Raw genomic sequence first — 20,996 nt, 5'->3', positions numbered from 1 at the left:
AACCTCCCGGTTTATGCGCCTGCGGCAATCAGCAACTGAGCAATCTCTTCAAAGCCCCGTTCCCGTGCCAGTTCCAGCGGCGTTTTACCATATTTATCGGTCAGATGCGGGCTGGCACCGTGTTCAAGTAATAACTGGACAATCGCCTGCTGTTTAATCCCGCCATCGTTAAGCACAATCGCTTCCAGTAGCGGCGTCCAGCCAACATGGTTGGTCTGGTTAACGTTAATATCCGTATGCGCCAAAAGCTCTTTTACAATACTTAAATGGCCTTTTTCACAGGCAGGCGTCAGGCCGACACCGCCGAAACGGGTTACACAATTAAGGTCTGGTTTAGCCGGTAAAATAATTTGTAGTAGCGTTAAATCACCGTTCAGGCAGCTCATTAAAAAAGGATTTAAACAGGTCTGGTCTTGTTTATTAATATCCGCACCGGCATCAATTAATGCCTGAACGCAAGCATATTGCTGATATAAACTTGCCAGTGTAATTGCCGTTTTCCCCTGCCGATCGCAGGTATTTATATCGACACCCAGCGCAAGGCAAGTTTTTACTTTATCGATATCACCCTGTTGTGCAGCCAATAAATAGTCGGCAGGTAGATTTTTTATACTCATTAACATTCCCCTGGTTTTTGTGGCTGTTTTCGCTGAATTGAGAATAGCAACGATAATCTGATAAAAGAACCCGCTTAAATTTAATTCGCCGTATTTCGCCTTTTTGTTGAATGATGTTCAACAATCTTTTCGCAGTGTGCGGTAGTGCAATATTTGTTTCTTTGACCCGATACCCTTTCACTCAATCAGGTTTTATTTCTCTATAGTCTGCACATGTAAGCGCAGCTTTCGTCCATGTCTAACCAGAGGGGAACAAGATGAACGGACTCACTGCAACGGGTATAACCGTCGGTGTTTGTGCAGGGCTTTGGCAGTTAGTGTCTTCACATGTTGAGCTTTCTCAGGGATGGGAATTATTAGGAACCATTGGCTTTGTCGCCTTTTGCAGTTTTTATGCCGCAGGCGGCGGTAAATCGGGGTTTATCAAGAGCCTGGTGGTTAATTATTCCGGGATGGTGTGGGCGTTTTTCGCCGCGCTGGCTTCCGGTTGGCTGGCCTCGGTGAGTGGGCTTTCCGTGTTCTGGGCAAGCGTGATGACTACCGTGCCTTTCTCAGCTGTAGTGGTCTGGCAAGGGCGTTTCTGGTTACTGTCATTCATTCCCGGAGGCTTTCTCGGCATGACGCTGTTTTTTGCCAGCGGGATGAACTGGACGGTGACATTACTGGGTTTTCTGGCGGGTAACTGCGTGGGAATAATTTCAGAATATGGCGGACAAAAATTAAGCGAAGCGACGACTAAACGCGACGGGTATTAAAAGTTATTCAAAAATGATTATCTATCTTTAACCGATACCTCTACAGTCATGACTGGAGAAATTCAAATTAGATAATGGCGGGAATGGTTTAATGAACTCAATTTTCACCGAAGAAAACCTGTTGGCGTTTACTACCGCTGCGCGTTTTAGCAGCTTCAGTAAAGCGGCAGACGAGTTGGGTTTAACCACTTCCGCCATTAGCTACACCATCAAGCGAATGGAAACGGGGCTGGATGTGGTGCTGTTCACCCGTAACACCCGCAGTATTGAGTTAACCGAGTCCGGGCGTTATTTTTTCCGCAAAGCTACCGACCTGCTGAATGATTTTCACGCCATCAAACGCAGCATTGATACTATTTCGCAGGGCATTGAAGCACGGGTTCGCATTTGTATTAACCAGCTACTTTATACACCCAAACACACCGCGCGCTTATTGCAGGTGCTGAAAAAGCAATTTCCAACCTGCCAGATTACCGTGACGACCGAAGTGTATAATGGTGTCTGGGATGCGATTATTAATAATCAGGCGAATATCGCTATTGGCGCGCCCGACACGCTGCTGGACGGTGGCGGCATTGATTACACTGAAATTGGCACAATTCGCTGGGCTTTTGCTATCGCCCCGGATCACCCGTTAGCCTTTGTGCCAGAGCCGATCGCTGAAAGTCAGCTACGTCTCTACCCCAATATCATGGTGGAAGATACCGCGCATACGATTAATAAAAAAGTGGGCTGGTTGCTGCATGGGCAGGAGTCGATTCTGGTGCCAGATTTCAACACCAAATGCCAGTGCCAGATTTTAGGTGAAGGGATTGGTTTTTTGCCGGATTACATGGTCCGCGAGGCGATGGCGCAATCCCTGCTGGTTACCCGACAAATCCATAACCCGCGCCAGGATTCGCGCATGTTACTGGCAACTCAACACTCTGCCACCGGTCAGGTGACGCAGTGGATAAAAAAACAATTTGGACAGAAAGGTATTTTAACCGCGATTTATGAAGATTTATTGCACCGTGACAATTAAGAAAATATATGCGCGAACAGGAATTTTATTATTTTTACATTGTTATGAAAAACATTCCAGGTAAATGACCCGATTTTTTATATCTCAATAAACTGTATTATAAATTCTGTAAAACCATTATTCATTGTTTCCCATGCGATAAGGTTTCCCGCCACTCTTTGGCGGGATTTTTTTTACCTGAGATTACTTACCATTGATTATTCTTAATTCTCAGCATAGTAAAAAAAGACAAAATCAGATTTTTTTCGTGGGTTATTCGGAAATGTCATTGATATCGGTTAACAAGGGGTGTTTTGCTGCACTGTGGTAAAAAATTGGGCCGCCATCGAGGCCTCGAACCCCGTACCCTACAACAATCCTGATTGTCGTCCGCTCTTCCAGATGAGCTAATGGCGGTTTACTTAATTTGCCCTGTATTGGTCTCAGGACATATCTCGTTTGGTGTGGGCGCATATTACGGAGAAGTGAAAAGATAATCATGATGGAATCATGATAATTTTGATTGATTCATCATTCTTGTCCAACCTGGAAAACCAGTATTCCACCGGATATTCAATAGCGACAAAATAAGAGAAAATCACTCCGTCAGTAAGGTAACTGTGTATGTTTTTTTATATTTTTCTCCCATTTCTGGATAGCCCATCATTGATGGGCTTTTTTTTATTATTTCATCTAAGCAATAGACCTGATTACGTTATTTATTTATCCATGGCAATATGATTTTGCACGACCTGCTAAGGAAGGTGGGCAAATCCAGTTGTGTGATGTTGTACCGAGAACCCCTGATGGAAACATCAGGGGTTCTTTTTCTATTCTCTTAGCCCCTCTCCGTTAACAAACTGATTATGTTAATTAATTCATAAAAACTACTCTTAAATTCAGAATATCACATTGTTAATTAATTGTTGTTTTAGATCACAATAATTAAACAAACACGTCATTTTGACCGCATTTTTCAGAAATGTAGATATTTTTAGATTATGGCTACGAAATGAGCATCGCCATGTCACCCTACATCTCATAAGAGGATCGCTTCTGATGAATGCACTGACCGCCGTACAAAATAACGCTGTCGATTCAGGCCAGGACTATAGCGGATTCACTCTCATCCCGTCGGCGCAATCCCCGCGTCTGCTGGAACTCACCTTCACCGAACAGACGACCAAACAGTTTCTCGAGCAGGTTGCCGAATGGCCCGTGCAGGCGCTGGAGTACAAATCGTTTCTGCGTTTTCGGGTAGGCAAAATTCTTGATGATTTGTGTGCGAATCAGCTGCAACCGTTGCTGTTGAAGACGCTGCTAAACCGTGCTGAAGGTGCGCTGTTAATTAATGCGGTAGGTGTCGATGATGTCGCGCAGGCAGATGAGATGGTGAAGCTGGCAACGGCGGTGGCGCATCTGATTGGTCGCTCAAATTTCGACGCCATGAGTGGTCAGTATTACGCGCGTTTTGTGGTGAAAAATGTCGATAACTCAGACAGCTACCTGCGTCAGCCGCACCGCGTAATGGAGTTGCACAACGACGGCACCTACGTCGAAGAGATCACTGATTACGTGCTGATGATGAAAATCGACGAGCAAAATATGCAGGGGGGTAACTCGCTGCTGCTGCATCTCGATGACTGGGAACATCTGGAGCACTATTTCCGCCACCCGCTGGCGCGCCGTCCGATGCGCTTTGCCGCGCCACCGAGCAAAAACGTCAGCAAAGATGTTTTCCATCCGGTGTTCGACGTCGACCAGCAGGGCCGCCCGGTGATGCGCTATATCGACCAGTTCGTCCAGCCGAAAGACTTCGAAGAAGGCGTGTGGTTGAGCGAGCTTTCCGATGCCATTGAAACCAGCAAAGGCATACTTTCTGTGCCCGTTCCCGTTGGCAAATTCCTGTTAATTAATAACCTGTTCTGGCTGCACGGTCGCGACCGCTTTACCGCACATCCGGATCTGCGTCGTGAACTGATGCGCCAGCGCGGCTATTTCGCTTACGCCACTCACCACTACCAGACGCATCAGTAAGCGCAAAGGAATTGAGCGGATGTATGATTTTGTGATTATTGGCGGCGGCATCATTGGCATGTCGACCGCCATGCAACTGATTGATGTCTATCCGGATGCACGCATTGCGTTGCTGGAAAAAGAGTCCGGCCCTGCCTGTCACCAGACGGGCCACAACAGCGGCGTGATCCATGCCGGGGTCTATTACACGCCCGGCAGCCTGAAGGCGCAGTTTTGCCTGGCGGGAAACCGCGCCACTAAAGCCTTTTGCGATCAAAACGGCATTCGCTACGACAACTGCGGCAAGATGCTGGTCGCCACGTCTGAACTCGAAATGGAACGGATGCGCGCTTTATGGGAACGCACAGCGGCGAACGGTATTGAACGCGAGTGGTTAAACGCCGACGAACTGCGCGAGTGCGAACCGAATATCACCGGGCTCGGCGGCATTTTTGTGCCGTCCAGCGGTATTGTCAGCTACCGCGAAGTGACGGCGGCGATGGCAAAAATCTTCCAGGCCAGAGGCGGTGAGATTATTTATAACGCCGAAGTCAGCGGCCTTAATGAGCATAAAAACGGCGTGGTGATACGTACCCGCCAGGGCGGCGAATATGAAGCATCGACGCTGATTAGCTGTTCCGGGCTGATGGCTGACCGGCTGGTGAAAATGCTCGGCCTCGAACCTGGCTTTATTATCTGCCCGTTCCGCGGCGAGTATTTCCGCCTTGCGCCGGAGCATAACCACATTGTTAACCACCTGATTTACCCCATCCCCGACCCGGCAATGCCGTTTTTGGGCGTGCATCTCACTCGTATGATCGACGGCAGCGTGACCGTTGGGCCAAACGCGGTGCTGGCTTTTAAACGTGAAGGCTATCGCAAGCGCGACTTCTCATTTAGCGACACGCTGGAGATTTTGGGCTCGTCGGGGATTCGCCGGGTGCTGCAAAACCATCTACGCTCAGGACTGGGCGAGATGAAAAACTCGCTGTGCAAAAGCGGCTATCTGCGGCTGGTGCAAAAGTATTGTCCCGGGCTTTCGTTAAGCGATCTTCAGCCCTGGCCCGCCGGTGTGCGGGCGCAGGCAGTATCGCCGGACGGCAAGCTGATTGACGATTTTCTGTTTGTCACCACCCCGCGCACGATCCACACCTGCAATGCGCCCTCCCCGGCAGCGACATCAGCAATTCCTATTGGTGCGCATATTGTCAGCAAGGTACAAACGCTGTTGGCAAGCCAGAGTAACCCCGGACGCACGCTGCGAGCGGCACGTAGTGTGGATGCCTTACACGCCGCCTTTAATCAATAACCTTTGAAAACAGGATGTAGCGATGAAACTGAACGACAGTAACTTATTCCGCCAGCAGGCGTTAATTAACGGGGAATGGCTGGACGCCAACAATGGCGAAGTCATCGAGGTCACCAATCCGGCGAATGGCGACAAGCTGGGTAGCGTACCCAAAATGGGCGCAGATGAAACCCGCGCCGCTATTGACGCCGCCAACCGCGCCCTACCCGCCTGGCGTGCCCTTACCGCCAAAGAACGCGCCAACATTCTGCGTAACTGGTTCAATTTGATGATGGAGCATCAGGACGATTTAGCGCGCCTGATGACCCTCGAACAGGGCAAACCGCTGGCGGAAGCGAAAGGCGAAATCAGCTACGCCGCCTCATTTATTGAGTGGTTTGCCGAAGAAGGCAAACGCATTTATGGCGACACCATTCCCGGTCATCAGGCCGATAAGCGCCTGATTGTCATCAAGCAGCCGATTGGTGTTACCGCCGCTATCACGCCGTGGAACTTCCCGGCGGCGATGATTACCCGTAAAGCCGGTCCGGCGCTGGCGGCAGGCTGCACGATGGTGCTGAAGCCCGCCAGTCAGACGCCGTTCTCTGCGCTGGCGCTGGCAGAGCTGGCGATTCGCGCGGGCATTCCGGCTGGCGTATTTAGCGTGGTGACCGGTTCGGCGGGCGCGGTCGGTAACGAACTGACCAGCAACCCGCTGGTGCGCAAGCTGTCGTTTACCGGCTCGACCGAAATTGGTCGTCAGTTAATGGAACAGTGCGCGAAAGACATCAAAAAAGTGTCGCTGGAGCTGGGCGGCAACGCACCGTTTATTGTCTTTGACGATGCCGATCTCGATAAAGCCGTGGAAGGAGCGCTGGCCTCGAAATTCCGTAACGCCGGGCAAACCTGCGTCTGCGCCAACCGCCTGTATGTGCAGGACGGCGTGTATGACCGCTTTGCCGAAAAATTGCAGCAGGCGGTGAGCAAACTGCACATCGGTGACGGGCTGGAAAAAGGCGTCACCATTGGGCCACTGATCGATGAAAAAGCGGTAGCAAAAGTGGAAGAGCATATCGCCGATGCGCTGGAGAAAGGCGCGCGCGTGGTTTGCGGAGGCAAAGCGCATGAACGCGGCGGCAACTTCTTCCAGCCGACCATTCTGGTGGATGTTCCGGCCAACGCCAAAGTGTCGAAAGAAGAGACGTTCGGCCCCCTCGCCCCGCTGTTCCGCTTTAAAGATGAAACCGATGTGATTGCGCAGGCCAATGACACCGAGTTTGGCCTTGCCGCCTATTTTTACGCCCGTGATTTAAGCCGCGTCTTCCGCGTGGGCGAGGCGCTGGAATACGGCATCGTCGGTATCAATACCGGCATTATTTCCAATGAAGTGGCCCCGTTCGGCGGCATAAAAGCCTCGGGGCTGGGTCGTGAAGGTTCGAAGTATGGCATCGAAGATTATTTAGAAATCAAATACATGTGCATCGGTCTTTAACTGGAGAACGCGAATGAGCAGCAATAAAGAGTTAATGCAACGCCGCAGTCAGGCGATTCCCCGTGGCGTTGGGCAAATTCACCCGATTTTCGCTGATCGCGCAGAAAACTGTCGGGTGTGGGACGTTGAAGGCCGTGAGTATCTTGATTTCGCGGGCGGGATTGCGGTGCTCAATACCGGGCACCTGCATCCGAAAGTGGTGGCGGCTGTGGAAGCGCAGTTGAAAAAGCTGTCGCACACTTGCTTCCAGGTGCTGGCTTACGAGCCGTATCTGGAGCTGTGCGAGATTATGAATCAGAAGGTGCCGGGCGATTTCGCCAAAAAAACGCTGCTGGTCACCACGGGGTCCGAAGCGGTGGAAAACGCGGTGAAAATCGCCCGCGCCGCCACCAAACGCAGCGGCACCATCGCCTTTAGCGGCGCTTATCACGGGCGTACGCACTACACGCTGGCGCTGACCGGCAAGGTGAATCCGTACTCTGCTGGCATGGGGCTGATGCCAGGGCATGTTTATCGCGCGCTTTATCCGTGTCCACTGCACGGCATCAGTGAAGATGACGCTATCGCCAGCATCCACCGGATCTTCAAAAATGACGCCGCGCCGGAAGATATCGCCGCCATCGTGATTGAGCCGGTTCAGGGTGAAGGCGGTTTCTACGCCGCGACACCTGCGTTTATGCAGCGTTTACGCGCGCTGTGTGACGAGCACGGGATCATGTTGATTGCCGATGAAGTGCAAAGCGGCGCGGGACGTACCGGCACGCTGTTTGCGATGGAGCAAATGGGCGTCGCGCCGGATCTCACCACCTTTGCGAAATCGATCGCAGGCGGTTTCCCGCTGGCGGGCGTCACCGGGCGCGCCGAAGTGATGGACGCTGTCGCACCGGGCGGCTTAGGCGGCACTTATGCGGGTAACCCGATTGCCTGCGTCGCGGCGCTGGAAGTGTTGAAGGTGTTTGAACAGGAAAATCTGCTGCAAAAAGCCAACGATCTGGGGCAAAAGCTGAAAGACGGATTGCTGGCGATCGCCGAAAAACACACCGAGATCGGCGATGTACGTGGTCTGGGAGCGATGATCGCCATCGAGCTGTTTGAAGGTGGAGATCATAGCAAACCGGACGCCAAACTCACCACCGAGATCGTGGCGCGCGCCCGCGATAAAGGCCTGATTCTTCTCTCCTGCGGCCCGTATTACAACGTGCTGCGCATCCTTGTACCGCTCACCATTGAAGACGCTCAGATCCGTCAGGGTCTGGAGATCATCAGCCAGTGTTTTGATGAGACGAAGCAGTAGCACCGCACCATGCCGGAGGCGACGCTGTGCGTCTTGTCCGGCCTACGGGGATCCTGGTCGGATAAGGCGTTTACGCCGCATCCAACAATCTGTACGTGAACAGGAATAAATCTATGTCGGCCAGATAAGGCGGAGCCGCTCTCCGGCAAAAAGAACCAATAACAATTAAACGCGTGACCCGACGCGGGAAATGTCGGGCCGCTCTCCCAAGTGTCACACTTTCGAGAGGATTCAGGATGGGGCAATCATCGCAACCACATGAGTTAGGCGGCGGGCTGAAATCACGCCACGTCACCATGTTGTCTATTGCCGGTGTTATCGGCGCAAGTCTGTTTGTCGGTTCCAGCGTCGCCATCGCCGAAGCGGGTCCAGCGGTATTACTGGCCTATCTGTTCGCCGGATTACTGGTGGTTATGATTATGCGGATGTTGGCGGAAATGGCGGTTGCCACGCCCGACACGGGTTCGTTTTCCACCTATGCCGATAAAGCTATTGGCCGTTGGGCGGGTTATACCATCGGCTGGCTGTACTGGTGGTTTTGGGTACTGGTTATCCCGCTGGAAGCCAACATCGCCGCCATGATCCTGCACTCGTGGGTTCCAGGCATTCCCATCTGGTTATTTTCCCTCGTCATTACCCTCGCCTTAACTGGCAGTAATTTATTAAGCGTTAAAAACTACGGCGAATTTGAGTTCTGGCTGGCGCTGTGCAAAGTCATTGCCATTCTGGCCTTTATTTTCCTTGGTGCAGTCGCAATTAGCGGTTTTTATCCTTATGCCGACGTAAGCGGTATTTCAAGATTATGGGATAGCGGCGGCTTTATGCCCAACGGCTTCGGCGCAGTATTAAGCGCGATGCTGATCACCATGTTCTCGTTTATGGGCGCAGAAATTGTCACCATTGCCGCCGCGGAATCCGACACGCCGGAAAAACATATTGTCCGCGCCACCAACTCGGTTATCTGGCGTATTTCTATCTTCTATTTGTGCTCTATTTTTGTCGTCGTGGCATTAATACCGTGGAATATGCCGGGGCTGAAAGCCGTTGGATCTTATCGCTCGGTTCTGGAATTGCTCAATATTCCCCATGCGAAATTAATCATGGACTGCGTGATATTACTTTCCGTAACCAGTTGCCTGAACTCGGCGCTGTATACCGCTTCCAGAATGCTCTACTCCTTAAGCCGTCGCGGTGATGCTCCCGCGGTAATGGGTAAAATCAACCGCAGTAAAACCCCGTATGTGGCGGTATTACTCTCCACCGGCGCGGCATTTTTAACGGTGGTGGTGAATTATTACGCGCCTGCGAAAGTGTTTAAATTTCTGATCGACAGCTCCGGCGCTATCGCCCTGCTGGTTTATTTAGTCATCGCCGTTTCACAATTGCGGATGCGCAAAATTCTGCGAGCAGAAGGAAGCGAAATTCGCCTGCGGATGTGGCTTTATCCGTGGCTCACCTGGCTGGTAATCGGCTTTATTACCTTTGTGTTGGTAGTGATGCTATTCCGCCCGGCGCAACAGTTAGAAGTGATCTCCACCGGTTTATTAGCGATAGGGATAATCTGTACCGTGCCGATTATGGCGCGCTGGAAAAAACTGGTATTGTGGCAAAAAACACCCGTTCATAATACGCGCTAATAATGATCAGGAGTCACACCATGACCATTACGTCTCTGGATGGCTATCGCTGGCTGAAGAACGATATTATTCGCGGTAATTTTCAACCGGATGAAAAATTACGGATGAGTTTGCTGACATCGCGTTATGCACTTGGCGTTGGGCCGTTGCGGGAAGCGCTTTCGCAACTGGTAGCAGAACGACTGGTCACGGTGGTGAATCAAAAAGGGTATCGGGTGGCGTCTATGTCAGAGCAGGAGCTGCTCGATATTTTCGACGCCCGCGCCAATATGGAAGCGATGCTGGTCAGTCTGGCGATTGCCCGCGGTGGCGATGAATGGGAGGCAGACGTTCTCGCAAAAGCGCATCTGCTGAGTAAGCTTGAGGCCTGTGACGCCAGTGAGAAAATGCTTGATGAGTGGGATCTGCGTCATCAGGCGTTTCATACTGCAATTGTGGCGGGCTGTGGTTCTCACTATTTGCTGCAAATGCGTGAACGGTTGTTTGATCTGGCGGCGCGTTATCGGTTCATCTGGCTACGACGAACAGTGCTTTCGGTGGAAATGCTGGAAGATAAACATGATCAGCACCAGACCCTGACTGCGGCGGTACTGGCGCGAGATACCGCGCGCGCCAGTGAGTTAATGCGCCAGCATTTACTGACGCCAATTCCCATTATCCAGCAGGCGATGGCTGGCAATTAACTACTCTTCAGGAATACGTAACACCTGCCCCGGATAAATTTTATCCGGGCTTTTCAGCATCGGTTTATTCGCTTCGAAGATTTTATTGTACAGATTGGCGTTACCGTAGACCTGTTTGGAAATGGCACTCAGAGTGTCGCCAGACTTAACGGTATAAAACTGGCTGGCAGTGGCTGGTGTCGCCGTTTTCACCTGATCATCGACACTGGCAATACCGGAAATATTCCCCACCGCAACAAGGATTTTCTCCTTCGCCTCCTGACTTAAGCCGTCACCAGTGACCGTCGCTTTGCCGTCGGCAATTTGAATGTTCACTTTATCGGCATCAGGTATACCGGTTTTGTTCAGATGCTCCTGCACCTTTTTCGCCTGATCGTCTTTATCGTGCTGACCTGTAACCGCGTCCCAGAGTTTTTCTCCGGCATCTTTCACAAAATTGAACAGACCCATAGCTACCTCATTCGTTAACGGAAACACTCAGAAAGTGTAGCAGAGGAACGCGGCGCGTTAACGCCGCGGGGGTGAGGACAGGTTTAATCGCGGGTTTGCACCCAGAATGCGTGAATCAACCCGGGGATATAGCCAAGCAGTGTCAGCAGAATATTAATAATGAACGCCCAACCGAACCCTTTACCGAGCAGCACGCCGAGCGGCGGCAGAATGATGGTGATGACGATTCTCCAGAAACCCATATGTACTCCCTATAAGAAAATTACTCATTGTTTAAAAAGAGATTTTATCTCTTAAGCGTAGTAATTTTAGCGGAGCCTGCCAGTTTCAGCTTACGCTTTTACTCTCATTTACGCGGCTGATGCTGGCATATGTTGTATTTTTAGTTTAGAGTTTTCTTAATTTAGAAAACACTTAAATAACTATGACTGAACTCGCGCAATTACAGGCCAGTGCCGAACAGGCAGCAGCCTTACTGAAAGCAATGAGCCACCCCAAACGGTTGCTGATTCTGTGCATGCTTAGCGGTTCACCCGGCACCAGCGCGGGAGAGCTGACGCGCATTACCGGATTGAGTGCCTCTGCGACATCACAGCATCTCGCTCGTATGCGAGACGAAGGGCTTCTCGACAGCCAACGGGATGCCCAACGCATTCTATATTCCATTAAAAATGAGGCGGTAAATGCCATTATCGCCACCCTGAAAAATGTCTATTGTCCGTAAGGAGTCACTATGGCTTTGACAACCATTTCGCCGCATGATGCACAAGAATTAATCGCACGCGGCGCAAAGTTAATCGATATTCGTGATGCTGATGAATATCTTCGTGAACATATTCCTGAAGCAGATCTGGCTCCATTATCCGTGCTCGAACAGTCAGGTCTTCCGGCTAAATTACGTCGCGAGCAAATTATATTCCACTGCCAGGCAGGTAAACGCACCAGTAATAACGCCGATAAATTAGCAGCGATTGCCGCCCCCGCAGAAATCTTTTTACTCGAAGATGGGATTGATGGCTGGAAAAAAGCAGGATTGCCAGTAGCGGTAAATAAATCTCAACCCTTGCCGTTAATGCGCCAGGTGCAGATCGCCGCGGGTGGTTTAATATTAATCGGTGTTGTACTGGGTTATACCGTAAATAGCGGTTTCTTCTTATTAAGCGGCTTTGTTGGTGCCGGGTTACTGTTTGCAGGAATTAGCGGTTTTTGTGGGATGGCAAGGTTGTTAGATAAGATGCCGTGGAACCATCAAGCTTGAGAAGCGACGCCGGACGCGCCATAGCAGCGGCATCCGGCCTCAGTAATTAGATCAGGAAATCGTCGAGAGATTTACCCTCTGCCAGCGCCTGAGCAATTGGCTTCGGTGTACGGCCCTGACCGGTCCAGGTTTTAGTTTCACCGTTAACATCAGTGAATTTATATTTCGCCGGACGCGGCTGGCGTTTTTTAGCTGCTTTAGGTGCAGAACCTTCGCCGCCTAATAAGTCAGAAGGGTTAATTCCATCGGCTTTCATCAGCTCCAGCCAGGTATTAATTTTTTCCTGACGCTCTGCCTGCTCACGCTGCAGAAGTTCTTCTTCTTCACGTCTTTCTTTAGTGACAACCCTGAATTTTTCGAGCATTTCTTCAAGAACGTCAATGGAGAATTCGCGAGCCATAGCACGTAGAGTGCGGATATTATTTAAATTCTGTAACATTAAAGACATAATACTAAAAACCTTCTAACGAAAAGTACCAAAAACTATTTCGCGGCATAGTGTATTCGAAAATTTATTATTTTTCTATACTCTTAAATATATTTACATATTCTTGCCTAAATCAGCAAAGGCTTATATCCTGGCAATTTAATAAATATATTCATTTGATTGCATGCTGTAATACATAATACTGCGCTGCGATGTCAATGTTGGCGGGCGATCCCGAATCATTGTTACTGGTAACAGCAGCGCCACAACAGCATATTTATGCAATACAACAGAATAAACTGGCGATTTTCTTAACTGCTTTATTATCCTGCCTAATTAAGTTTTTTATAGCAGAAAATGTTGCCTGAACAATAGTTACACAAGTTACTGCATCAGTGGCTATGCCCGCTCATGTCAGCCTGACACTATGGCGAAGCCACTACCACAAATAACAATTAACCTATTGAAAAACAAATAAATATAAAAAGTATTATATAAAAAATCCACCGACGTTCAAAAAACAATCTCAAAATAGCATTTTATCTACAAAAGCATTTTAAATAAAAATATTCACCTGGTTGTCAGAAAATAGCCAGCGATATAACCTATGCATTAACAGAAGCGGTAAATCATCTGTCTGCCTTAACCTCTTAATGGAGTCTCACACTATGCTTTCAGCACAGTCACGCTGGCGTAACGCTATGGCTGATACATTTGCGATGGTTGTCTATTGCACTGTTGTGAACATGCTTATCGAGATTTTCCTCTCCGGCATGAGCTTTGAGCAGTCGCTTTCGTCACGACTGGTGGCGATTCCTGTCAATATCCTAATCGCCTGCCCTTATGGGATCTATCGGGATTTCTTTATGCGTCAGGCGCGTAAAATGAATAACAAAGGATGGACGAAAACAATTGCCGATATACTGGCTTATGTAACGTTTCAGTCGCCAGTATATGCCGCAATTCTCTGGGTAATAGGTGCAGACTGGCATCAGATTGTCGCTGCCGTCAGCTCAAATATGGTGATTTCTATGATGATGGGTGCGGTATATGGCTATTTTCTTGACTATTGCCGCCGTCTGTTTAAAGTCACCAGCTATCAACAGCTTAAAGCTTGATTCTTCTTTTCGCGACTGGCATCGCCAGTCGCGTCTTTAACTGGCTTCGCCAAATAAACCATTCAAATAACGTTCAAGCGCAACACGCGAACTAAAGCCATGCGGGATACCGTAATGCTCATGACGTTCCCCCGCTAAATAGAGCGGAAATTGCTGGTAATGATCGCAAGTTTTAATATCGGAAGCGGGTTCAGCCAGTGTCGAACTGCGTTCTTTTAATGTTGGATGAATTACCAGGGCGGTACGTCCCATTCGTGCTTCGCGATTAACATAGACATAATTTTCCCCACGGCGGTAACCATAAGCTTTCTGAGTTACCACATCGACAGTAAAACCGACTTTTTCAAGTACGCGCGCCACCTCGTCTGGTCGTAAATACATATTTGATCCTCGTTATTATCAACCGCGGGCCTACCTTACCTGATTGCGCATTCACAACGCTTTCAGAAAAGTCCATAAAGCCGCGATGAATCTCAGTTAAGAAAATTATGGTCTACACTGAAAATTACATCGAATTCTAATGGGGGATCATATGTTTAACCGACCGAACCGCAACGACGTCGATGATGGCGTGCAGGATATCCAGAATGATGTCAATCAATTGGCTGACAGTCTCGAATCTGTATTGAAGTCCTGGGGCAGCGACGCCAAAGGGGAAGCCGAAGCCGCACGCAATAAAGCTCAGGCATTGCTGAAAGAAACCAGAGCGCGAATGCATGGTCGTACTCGCGTCCAGCAAGCCGCGCGCGATGCCGTTGGCTGCGCGGATTCTTTTGTTCGTGAAAGACCCTGGTGTAGCGTGGGTACAGCAGCTGCGGTAGGTATTTTTATCGGCGCACTGTTGAGCATGCGCAAATCGTAGTGCAACAATGATAATAAATACGCGTCTTGACCCCGGAACCTGATTTCGGGGTTTTTTAGCTTAAGGCTTTACGTAATTGTTGTGCTACCTGTCGCGCCATACCTTCGTTAACGATATTGGTAAAAGAGAGAAGTAATCCACCTTCCCCACTTGAGCGGATACGCCAGTCGCTAAGTGCCTGCACCGCAAGGCCTGCAGCATTGGCTTTACGCGCATGGGCAATATCATCGCCCATCATTCTGATCACCATCTGGATACCACCTTTCTGCGGCACAACCTGAAATCCCTGCTGCGTCAACGCTTGCTCAATCCATTGCCGACGTTGAGCATAATGCTGACGCATTTTCTTCAGATGCCGCCAGAAATGCCCCTCGCGAAGAAAGTCTGCCAGTGTGTTCTGCCATAGAACAGGTACCGCACATGGAGCCAGTGACGCCTGGTGGCGGAATTGTGCAATTTGCTTCACCGGCACCACCAGCCACGCACAGCGCAATGCAGGAAATAGTGCTTTGCTGAATGTTCCGGCATAAATTACCCGCTGCGGTGCATCGAGACTTTTTAACGCCGGTAACGGCTTACCGTGATAGCGAAACTCACTGTCATAATCATCTTCAATAATCCATGCCTGACTACGCTCTGCCCATTCCAGTATCTGATGCCTGCGCGCTAAAGAGAGCGCCACACCCAGCGGGCTTTGGTGTGCTGGTGTTATCAGGGCAAAACACGCATCAGGATAATTTTGTATTCCGCTTGTGATATCCAGTCCGTTGTCATCAACCGGCACAGGCAAAATTTCCACACCGTGGCGAGTGACAATCGGGCGAATCAGTGGAAAGCCGGGATCTTCCATCCACATCCCGTTTCCCGGTTTCGCCAGCGCGTGCAGAATTAAAGCCATTGAGGCCGCATAACCGTGAGTGATAAAGACCTGCTCTGGCTGACAATCAATCCCACGTGAAACGCGTAAGTAATCAACTATTGCCTCACGCAACGCCGCCTCACCGCAGACATCGCCTAACGCCAAATCAAAGCGCGTCTGGGTACGAAGGCGACGCCCCATCACCCGCGCCCACAGCTCTCGCGGAAAGAGATCGAGTGCGGGTAAACCCATTTGAAATGGCAACGGTTGCTGACTTTCACCGGCAAAAGCCACAACTTGTACAGTAGATTGTTGCGGATATATCTGCTCACTGACAAATGTGCCAGCCTGTCCCCGCCTGATCAGCCATCCTTGCGCCACCAGCTCGGCATACGCATTTTCGACAGTGGATCGAGACACCCCCAGTTCCTGCGACCAGGTACGACTTGAAGGCAGCCTTGCGCCGGGTTTCAGTTCCCCTTGCTCAATAGCCGTTTTTAACTGACGGGCGATATCCTGATAGCGCGGCATATGGTCTGCTTTTTTAGGTAATTTATGGCTCTCTTTAGCAGTCCATTATAGTGCTACATTGCGGGCGTTAATAAGAGGAGAAACTGTATGACTACATTACGTCAGCCTTACTACGAACTTAGCCCAACGGTATATAACGCGCTGGTGCAGGCCAAAACGGCGCTGGAAAATAGCACGCTGGAAACTACGCTGATGGAGTTAGTTTATTTGCGCGTCTCGCAAATCAATGGTTGCGCATTTTGTCTGGAGATGCACAGCAAAGCATTACGCAAATCCGGTGTGCCGCAGCATAAGCTGGATGCCCTGGCAGGCTGGCGCGTAAGCCATCATTTTGACGATCGCGAACGGGCGGCGCTGGCATGGGCGGAATCGGTGACCGATATTGCCCGAACCCATGCGGAAGACGACGTTTATCAGCCTTTGCTTGAGCATTTCAGCGCAGCAGAAATCAGCGACTTAACATTTGCCATCGGGCTGATGAATTGCTTTAACCGCCTGGCCGTTTCCATGCGGATGTAACTTCCTGATGCCGGGCAATCGCCCGGCAAAAAAACACAAAATCCCCTACCCCGTTGAGCCATTCATCGGTGGTGTAATCAATCTAAAATTCCCATATCTTGTATGGTTGAATCTTTTTTCAACTACATCTAGTATCTCTGTATCAACAGAGAGACAACCCGACGCGTATCATCGCGCCGTATCTTCATTTTAAACGGAAATACGAATCATGCGCATTACTATTTACACTCGTAACGATTGCGTTCAGTGCCACGCCACCAAACGGGCGATGGAAAACCGGGGCTTTGATTTTGAAATGATTAATGTCGATAGCGTTCCTGAAGCAGCGGAAGCGCTGCGTGCTCAGGGCTTTCGTCAGTTGCCGGTCGTGATTGCAGGCGATCTTAGCTGGTCAGGTTTCCGCCCGGACATGATCAACCGTCTGCATCCAGCACCACACGCGGCCAGTGCATGAGCCAGCTTGTCTACTTTTCCAGCAGCTCCGAAAATACGCAGCGTTTTATCGAACGTTTAGGGCTGCCCGCAGTGCGCATCCCGCTCAATGAGCGGGAACGGATTCAGGTAGACGAGCCTTACATCCTGATCGTGCCCTCTTACGGCGGCGGCGGTACGGCTGGCGCGGTGCCACGACAGGTAATTCGCTTTTTAAACGACGAGCACAACCGGGCGTTGCTTCGCGGCGTTATTGCTTCGGGTAATCGCAACTTTGGTGAGGCGTATGGCCGCGCCGGAGATGTGATTGCCCGGAAATGCGGCGTGCCGTGGCTGTACCGCTTTGAACTCATGGGTACGCAAAGCGATATCGAAAACGTTCGTAAAGGAGTAACCGAATTTTGGCAACGACAACCGCAGAACGCCTGACGCAGGAAACAATGGATTACCACGCCCTGAATGCGATGCTTAACCTTTACGATAGCGCAGGTCGCATTCAGTTCGATAAAGATCGCCAGGCCGTTGACGCCTTTATGGCGACACATGTGCGTCCGAACAGTGTGACCTTCAGTAGCCAGCAGCAGCGCCTGAACTGGCTGGTCAACGAAGGTTACTATGATGAAAACGTCCTCAACCGCTACTCTCGCGATTTTGTCATTACGCTGTTTGCCCACGCACACGCCAGCGGTTTTCGTTTTCAGACATTCCTCGGAGCATGGAAGTTTTACACCAGCTATACGTTGAAGACATTCGACGGTAAGCGTTATCTGGAAGATTTTGCCGATCGAGTCACGATGGTGGCGCTGACGCTGGCACAAGGCGATAAAACACTGGCTAAGCAACTGACCGATGAGATGCTGTCAGGACGCTTTCAGCCTGCAACACCGACATTCCTCAACTGCGGTAAGCGGCAGCGCGGCGAACTGGTTTCCTGTTTTTTGCTGCGTATTGAAGACAATATGGAGTCGATTGGCCGGGCAGTAAATTCCGCACTACAACTGTCGAAACGCGGCGGCGGCGTGGCATTTTTGCTGTCGAATCTGCGGGAAGCGGGCGCGCCAATTAAACGTATTGAAAATCAATCTTCTGGCGTGATTCCGGTGATGAAAATGCTGGAGGACGCATTTTCCTATGCCAACCAGCTCGGCGCTCGTCAGGGTGCTGGCGCAGTCTATTTACATGCCCATCATCCCGATATTCTGCGTTTTCTCGATACGAAACGGGAAAATGCCGACGAGAAAATCCGCATTAAAACACTGTCGCTGGGGGTGGTGATCCCGGATATCACCTTCCATCTGGCAAAAGAGAATGCGCAGATGGCGCTGTTTTCGCCCTATGACGTTGAGCGAGTTTATGGCAAGCCGTTTGCCGATATCGCCATCAGCGAACACTATGCCGAACTGGTAGCCGATGAACGCATCCGCAAAAAATACATCAACGCCCGTGATTTCTTCCAGCGGCTGGCGGAGATCCAGTTTGAATCCGGCTATCCCTACATCATGTATGAAGACACGGTTAACCGTGCTAACCCTATTGCCGGGCGTATAAATATGAGCAATCTCTGCTCAGAAATTTTGCAGGTTAACAGCGCCTCAGAGTATGACGAGAATCTCGACTATGCCCGCACAGGCCATGATATTTCCTGCAATTTAGGTTCGTTGAATATTGCCCACACCATGGATTCCCCCGATTTTGCCCGCACGGTAGAGATCGCCGTGCGCGGTTTAACGGCAGTATCAGATATAAGTCATATCCGCAGCGTGCCGTCCATCGAAGCCGGAAATGCCGCCTCGCACGCCATCGGACTGGGGCAGATGAATTTACACGGTTATCTGGCGCGAGAAGGCATCGCTTATGGATCGCCGGAAGCACTCGATTTCACCAATCTCTATTTCTATACCATCACCTGGCACGCGCTGCGTACCTCGATGTTACTGGCGCGCGAACGCGGCGAAACCTTTGCCGGGTTCAAACAGTCGCGCTATGCCAGCGGTGAATATTTTAGCCAATATCTGCAAGGTAACTGGCAGCCGAAAACGGCGAAAGTTGGCGAGTTGTTTGCTCGTAGCAGTATCACGTTACCTACCCGCGAAATGTGGGCGCAACTGCGCGATGACGTAATGCGCTATGGCATTTACAACCAGAATCTCCAGGCAGTGCCGCCAACTGGCTCCATCTCTTATATCAACCATGCCACGTCGAGCATTCATCCGATTGTGGCGAAAGTAGAGATACGCAAAGAAGGCAAAACAGGACGCGTTTACTACCCTGCCCCGTTTATGACTAACGAAAATCTGGCGCTGTATCAGGACGCTTACGAAATCGGCGCAGAAAAGATCATCGACACCTACGCCGAAGCGGCTCGCCATGTCGATCAAGGGCTGTCGCTGACGCTGTTTTTCCCTGATACCGCCACCACTCGCGATATCAACAAAGCGCAGATTTATGCCTGGCGTAAAGGTATCAAAACGCTCTACTACATCCGCCTGCGTCAGATGGCGCTGGAAGGTACTGAAATTGAAGGCTGCGTCTCCTGCGCGCTTTAAGGAATATCTATGAAACTCTCACGTATCAGCGCCATCAACTGGAATAAGATATCTGACGATAAAGATCTGGAGGTGTGGAACCGCCTGACCAGCAATTTCTGGCTCCCGGAAAAGGTGCCGCTGTCGAACGATATTCCTGCGTGGCAGACATTAAGTGCCGCAGAACAACAACTGACGATGCGCGTTTTTACTGGCCTGACGCTGCTCGACACGCTGCAAAATGTTATCGGCGCGCCTTCACTGATGCCCGATGCACTCACGCCCCATGAAGAGGCGGTATTATCAAATATCAGCTTTATGGAAGCGGTTCATGCCCGTTCTTACAGTTCGATTTTCTCGACACTCTGCCAGACCAAAGATGTCGATGCCGCCTACACCTGGAGTGAGGAAAACGCGTCGTTGCAGCGAAAAGCACAGATTATTCAGCAACATTATCGCGGTGATAATCCACTGAAAAAGAAAATCGCCAGTGTGTTTCTTGAATCATTTTTGTTCTATTCTGGCTTCTGGCTGCCTATGTATTTTTCCAGTCGCGGAAAGCTAACCAATACCGCAGACCTGATCCGTCTGATTATCCGCGATGAAGCAGTGCACGGTTATTACATCGGCTATAAATATCAGAAAAACCTTGAAAAGATCTCCCTGGCGCAACGTGAAGAGTTGAAGAGTTTCGCCTTCGATTTGCTACTGGAACTTTACGACAACGAGTTGCAATACACCGATGAATTGTACGCCGAAACCACATGGGCTGACGATGTGAAAGCGTTTCTCTGTTACAACGCCAATAAGGCGTTGATGAATCTGGGCTACGAACCGTTATTTCCCGCAGAAATGGCGGAAGTAAATCCGGCAATCCTCGCCGCGCTTTCGCCGAATGCCGATGAAAATCACGATTTCTTTTCTGGTTCAGGCTCCTCTTACGTGATGGGAAAAGCGGTCGAAACAGTAGATGAAGACTGGAATTTCTGACGGGGCTATTTTTCAAAATATCACCAACCACAGCAGGAAATTAATTTCTGCCAAATAGCTTTTTATCACGCAAATATTTTGTGGTGATCTACACTGATACTCTGTTGCATTATTCGCCTGAAACCACAATATTCAGGCGTTTTTTCGCTATCTATGACAAAAAATATCAACTTTTCTCGATTTGCTCTCAGCCCTTATATCACGGGAAATTCCGGCGATTTGCTCGCGTCAATATTCATG

At 50.1% G+C, this 20,996-nt stretch carries 23 protein-coding genes; 17 read left to right on the top strand and 6 right to left on the bottom strand.

Annotated elements, in window-relative coordinates:
* Nucleotides 1–11 precede the first annotated feature (11 nt).
* Nucleotides 12–617, bottom strand: coding sequence for an ankyrin repeat domain-containing protein (locus EFER_RS02275; RefSeq protein ID WP_000023645.1), 606 nt, complete (start codon nt 615–617; stop codon nt 12–14).
* A 257-nt stretch (nt 618–874) separates the two neighbouring features.
* Between EFER_RS02275 and EFER_RS02270 the strand changes: the two genes are divergently transcribed.
* From EFER_RS02270 to csiR, 8 genes are all read left to right on the top strand, one after another.
* Nucleotides 875–1,372 (top strand): DUF1097 domain-containing protein, encoded by a 498-nt coding sequence (locus EFER_RS02270; protein ID WP_001013860.1) that lies wholly within the window; start codon nt 875–877, stop codon nt 1,370–1,372.
* Nucleotides 1,373–1,463: 91 nt separating this feature from the next.
* On the top strand, nt 1,464–2,396 hold the full coding sequence (locus EFER_RS02265; RefSeq protein WP_001084406.1) for a LysR substrate-binding domain-containing protein: 933 nt from the start codon (nt 1,464–1,466) through the stop codon (nt 2,394–2,396).
* Between the two features lie 1,038 nt (nt 2,397–3,434).
* Nucleotides 3,435–4,412, top strand: a complete 978-nt coding sequence (glaH, locus tag EFER_RS02260; RefSeq protein ID WP_000993112.1) for a glutarate dioxygenase GlaH — start codon at nt 3,435–3,437, stop codon at nt 4,410–4,412.
* A gap of 19 nt (nt 4,413–4,431) precedes the next feature.
* Nucleotides 4,432–5,700 carry an L-2-hydroxyglutarate oxidase gene (gene lhgO / locus EFER_RS02255; protein WP_000271961.1) on the top strand — a complete coding sequence of 423 codons (1,269 nt, stop codon included), beginning with the start codon at nt 4,432–4,434 and terminating at the stop codon, nt 5,698–5,700.
* A gap of 22 nt (nt 5,701–5,722) precedes the next feature.
* Entirely contained in the window at nt 5,723–7,171 is a 1,449-nt protein-coding gene (gene gabD / locus EFER_RS02250) for an NADP-dependent succinate-semialdehyde dehydrogenase (protein WP_000772893.1), read from the top strand.
* 13 nt (nt 7,172–7,184) lie between these two features.
* Nucleotides 7,185–8,465, top strand: a complete 1,281-nt coding sequence (gene gabT, locus EFER_RS02245) for a 4-aminobutyrate--2-oxoglutarate transaminase (protein WP_000097654.1) — start codon at nt 7,185–7,187, stop codon at nt 8,463–8,465.
* A gap of 236 nt (nt 8,466–8,701) precedes the next feature.
* Nucleotides 8,702–10,102, top strand: a complete 1,401-nt coding sequence (gabP, locus tag EFER_RS02240; protein WP_001301367.1) for a GABA permease — start codon at nt 8,702–8,704, stop codon at nt 10,100–10,102.
* A gap of 20 nt (nt 10,103–10,122) precedes the next feature.
* Nucleotides 10,123–10,785, top strand: a complete 663-nt coding sequence (csiR, locus tag EFER_RS02235; RefSeq protein ID WP_000156811.1) for a DNA-binding transcriptional regulator CsiR — start codon at nt 10,123–10,125, stop codon at nt 10,783–10,785.
* Here csiR and kbp read toward each other — a convergent pair whose 3' ends face one another.
* Both kbp and EFER_RS02225 read right to left on the bottom strand, forming a co-directional pair.
* Complete coding sequence (gene kbp, locus EFER_RS02230) at nt 10,786–11,235, bottom strand: potassium binding protein Kbp (RefSeq protein ID WP_000522415.1); 450 nt, start codon at nt 11,233–11,235, stop codon at nt 10,786–10,788.
* An 83-nt stretch (nt 11,236–11,318) separates the two neighbouring features.
* Nucleotides 11,319–11,477, bottom strand: coding sequence for a YqaE/Pmp3 family membrane protein (locus tag EFER_RS02225; RefSeq protein ID WP_000508177.1), 159 nt, complete (start codon nt 11,475–11,477; stop codon nt 11,319–11,321).
* Nucleotides 11,478–11,659: 182 nt separating this feature from the next.
* Here EFER_RS02225 and EFER_RS02220 point away from each other — a divergent pair, with 182 nt between their 5' ends.
* Both EFER_RS02220 and ygaP read left to right on the top strand, forming a co-directional pair.
* The gene (locus EFER_RS02220) at nt 11,660–11,959 is read left to right on the top strand and encodes an ArsR/SmtB family transcription factor (RefSeq protein WP_000137283.1); all 300 of its coding nucleotides are present in this window, start codon (nt 11,660–11,662) and stop codon (nt 11,957–11,959) included.
* Nucleotides 11,960–11,968: 9 nt separating this feature from the next.
* Nucleotides 11,969–12,493, top strand: a complete 525-nt coding sequence (gene ygaP / locus EFER_RS02215; protein ID WP_001229451.1) for a thiosulfate sulfurtransferase YgaP — start codon at nt 11,969–11,971, stop codon at nt 12,491–12,493.
* A gap of 46 nt (nt 12,494–12,539) precedes the next feature.
* On the opposite strand, the gene stpA is transcribed toward ygaP, so the two are convergent.
* Complete coding sequence (gene stpA, locus EFER_RS02210; RefSeq protein WP_000055597.1) at nt 12,540–12,941, bottom strand: DNA-binding protein StpA; 402 nt, start codon at nt 12,939–12,941, stop codon at nt 12,540–12,542.
* 647 nt (nt 12,942–13,588) lie between these two features.
* Between stpA and EFER_RS02205 the strand changes: the two genes are divergently transcribed.
* A complete protein-coding gene (locus EFER_RS02205; protein ID WP_000947399.1) occupies nt 13,589–14,038 on the top strand; it encodes an L-alanine exporter AlaE in 450 nt (149 codons plus the stop codon).
* 36 nt (nt 14,039–14,074) lie between these two features.
* On the opposite strand, the gene EFER_RS02200 is transcribed toward EFER_RS02205, so the two are convergent.
* Nucleotides 14,075–14,419 (bottom strand): DUF2002 family protein, encoded by a 345-nt coding sequence (locus EFER_RS02200; RefSeq protein ID WP_000281320.1) that lies wholly within the window; start codon nt 14,417–14,419, stop codon nt 14,075–14,077.
* A gap of 151 nt (nt 14,420–14,570) precedes the next feature.
* On the opposite strand from EFER_RS02200, the gene EFER_RS02195 reads away from it, so the two are divergent.
* The gene (locus EFER_RS02195) at nt 14,571–14,900 is read left to right on the top strand and encodes an ElaB/YgaM/YqjD family protein (protein ID WP_002431851.1); all 330 of its coding nucleotides are present in this window, start codon (nt 14,571–14,573) and stop codon (nt 14,898–14,900) included.
* Between the two features lie 55 nt (nt 14,901–14,955).
* On the opposite strand, the gene pdxR is transcribed toward EFER_RS02195, so the two are convergent.
* Nucleotides 14,956–16,290: a MocR-like pyridoxine biosynthesis transcription factor PdxR gene (pdxR, locus tag EFER_RS02190; protein ID WP_001138424.1), complete on the bottom strand. Its 1,335-nt coding sequence runs from the start codon at nt 16,288–16,290 to the stop codon at nt 14,956–14,958.
* Nucleotides 16,291–16,377: 87 nt separating this feature from the next.
* On the opposite strand from pdxR, the gene EFER_RS02185 reads away from it, so the two are divergent.
* The 5 genes from EFER_RS02185 to nrdF all read left to right on the top strand — a co-directional run bounded on the left by EFER_RS02185 (nt 16,378) and on the right by nrdF (nt 20,756).
* Nucleotides 16,378–16,809: a carboxymuconolactone decarboxylase family protein gene (locus tag EFER_RS02185; RefSeq protein WP_000209820.1), complete on the top strand. Its 432-nt coding sequence runs from the start codon at nt 16,378–16,380 to the stop codon at nt 16,807–16,809.
* A 208-nt stretch (nt 16,810–17,017) separates the two neighbouring features.
* Nucleotides 17,018–17,263, top strand: a complete 246-nt coding sequence (gene nrdH, locus EFER_RS02180; RefSeq protein ID WP_001223234.1) for a glutaredoxin-like protein NrdH — start codon at nt 17,018–17,020, stop codon at nt 17,261–17,263.
* On the top strand, nt 17,260–17,670 hold the full coding sequence (gene nrdI, locus EFER_RS02175) for a class Ib ribonucleoside-diphosphate reductase assembly flavoprotein NrdI (protein ID WP_000080947.1): 411 nt from the start codon (nt 17,260–17,262) through the stop codon (nt 17,668–17,670). Before nrdH ends, nrdI begins: the two co-directional genes overlap by 4 nt.
* The gene (gene nrdE / locus EFER_RS02170) at nt 17,643–19,787 is read left to right on the top strand and encodes a class 1b ribonucleoside-diphosphate reductase subunit alpha (protein ID WP_000246571.1); all 2,145 of its coding nucleotides are present in this window, start codon (nt 17,643–17,645) and stop codon (nt 19,785–19,787) included. The genes nrdI and nrdE overlap by 28 nt, the downstream gene beginning before the upstream one ends.
* Nucleotides 19,788–19,796: 9 nt before the next feature.
* On the top strand, nt 19,797–20,756 hold the full coding sequence (gene nrdF, locus EFER_RS02165) for a class 1b ribonucleoside-diphosphate reductase subunit beta (RefSeq protein WP_000777915.1): 960 nt from the start codon (nt 19,797–19,799) through the stop codon (nt 20,754–20,756).
* Nucleotides 20,757–20,996: the final 240 nt, after the last annotated feature.

The sequence above is a fragment of the Escherichia fergusonii ATCC 35469 genome, from assembly GCF_000026225.1.
GTDB lineage: Bacteria > Pseudomonadota > Gammaproteobacteria > Enterobacterales > Enterobacteriaceae > Escherichia > Escherichia fergusonii.
Note: the sequence above shows the minus strand (reverse complement) of the source record. Positions and strands in the feature narration are given on the sequence as shown.

Coding starts and splice junctions, on each gene's coding strand:
- EFER_RS02200 (WP_000281320.1), bottom strand. CDS start 14,419: ATGTATTTACGACCAGACGAGGTGGCGCGCGTACTTGAAAAAGTCGGT.
- kbp (WP_000522415.1), bottom strand. CDS start 11,235: ATGGGTCTGTTCAATTTTGTGAAAGATGCCGGAGAAAAACTCTGGGAC.
- EFER_RS02195 (WP_002431851.1), top strand. CDS start 14,571: ATGTTTAACCGACCGAACCGCAACGACGTCGATGATGGCGTGCAGGAT.
- csiR (WP_000156811.1), top strand. CDS start 10,123: ATGACCATTACGTCTCTGGATGGCTATCGCTGGCTGAAGAACGATATT.
- ygaP (WP_001229451.1), top strand. CDS start 11,969: ATGGCTTTGACAACCATTTCGCCGCATGATGCACAAGAATTAATCGCA.
- EFER_RS02265 (WP_001084406.1), top strand. CDS start 1,464: ATGAACTCAATTTTCACCGAAGAAAACCTGTTGGCGTTTACTACCGCT.
- pdxR (WP_001138424.1), bottom strand. CDS start 16,290: ATGCCGCGCTATCAGGATATCGCCCGTCAGTTAAAAACGGCTATTGAG.
- glaH (WP_000993112.1), top strand. CDS start 3,435: ATGAATGCACTGACCGCCGTACAAAATAACGCTGTCGATTCAGGCCAG.
- nrdF (WP_000777915.1), top strand. CDS start 19,797: ATGAAACTCTCACGTATCAGCGCCATCAACTGGAATAAGATATCTGAC.
- gabD (WP_000772893.1), top strand. CDS start 5,723: ATGAAACTGAACGACAGTAACTTATTCCGCCAGCAGGCGTTAATTAAC.
- EFER_RS02225 (WP_000508177.1), bottom strand. CDS start 11,477: ATGGGTTTCTGGAGAATCGTCATCACCATCATTCTGCCGCCGCTCGGC.
- gabP (WP_001301367.1), top strand. CDS start 8,702: ATGGGGCAATCATCGCAACCACATGAGTTAGGCGGCGGGCTGAAATCA.
- stpA (WP_000055597.1), bottom strand. CDS start 12,941: ATGTCTTTAATGTTACAGAATTTAAATAATATCCGCACTCTACGTGCT.
- gabT (WP_000097654.1), top strand. CDS start 7,185: ATGAGCAGCAATAAAGAGTTAATGCAACGCCGCAGTCAGGCGATTCCC.
- nrdH (WP_001223234.1), top strand. CDS start 17,018: ATGCGCATTACTATTTACACTCGTAACGATTGCGTTCAGTGCCACGCC.
- EFER_RS02185 (WP_000209820.1), top strand. CDS start 16,378: ATGACTACATTACGTCAGCCTTACTACGAACTTAGCCCAACGGTATAT.
- EFER_RS02275 (WP_000023645.1), bottom strand. CDS start 617: ATGAGTATAAAAAATCTACCTGCCGACTATTTATTGGCTGCACAACAG.
- lhgO (WP_000271961.1), top strand. CDS start 4,432: ATGTATGATTTTGTGATTATTGGCGGCGGCATCATTGGCATGTCGACC.
- EFER_RS02220 (WP_000137283.1), top strand. CDS start 11,660: ATGACTGAACTCGCGCAATTACAGGCCAGTGCCGAACAGGCAGCAGCC.
- nrdI (WP_000080947.1), top strand. CDS start 17,260: ATGAGCCAGCTTGTCTACTTTTCCAGCAGCTCCGAAAATACGCAGCGT.
- EFER_RS02205 (WP_000947399.1), top strand. CDS start 13,589: ATGCTTTCAGCACAGTCACGCTGGCGTAACGCTATGGCTGATACATTT.
- EFER_RS02270 (WP_001013860.1), top strand. CDS start 875: ATGAACGGACTCACTGCAACGGGTATAACCGTCGGTGTTTGTGCAGGG.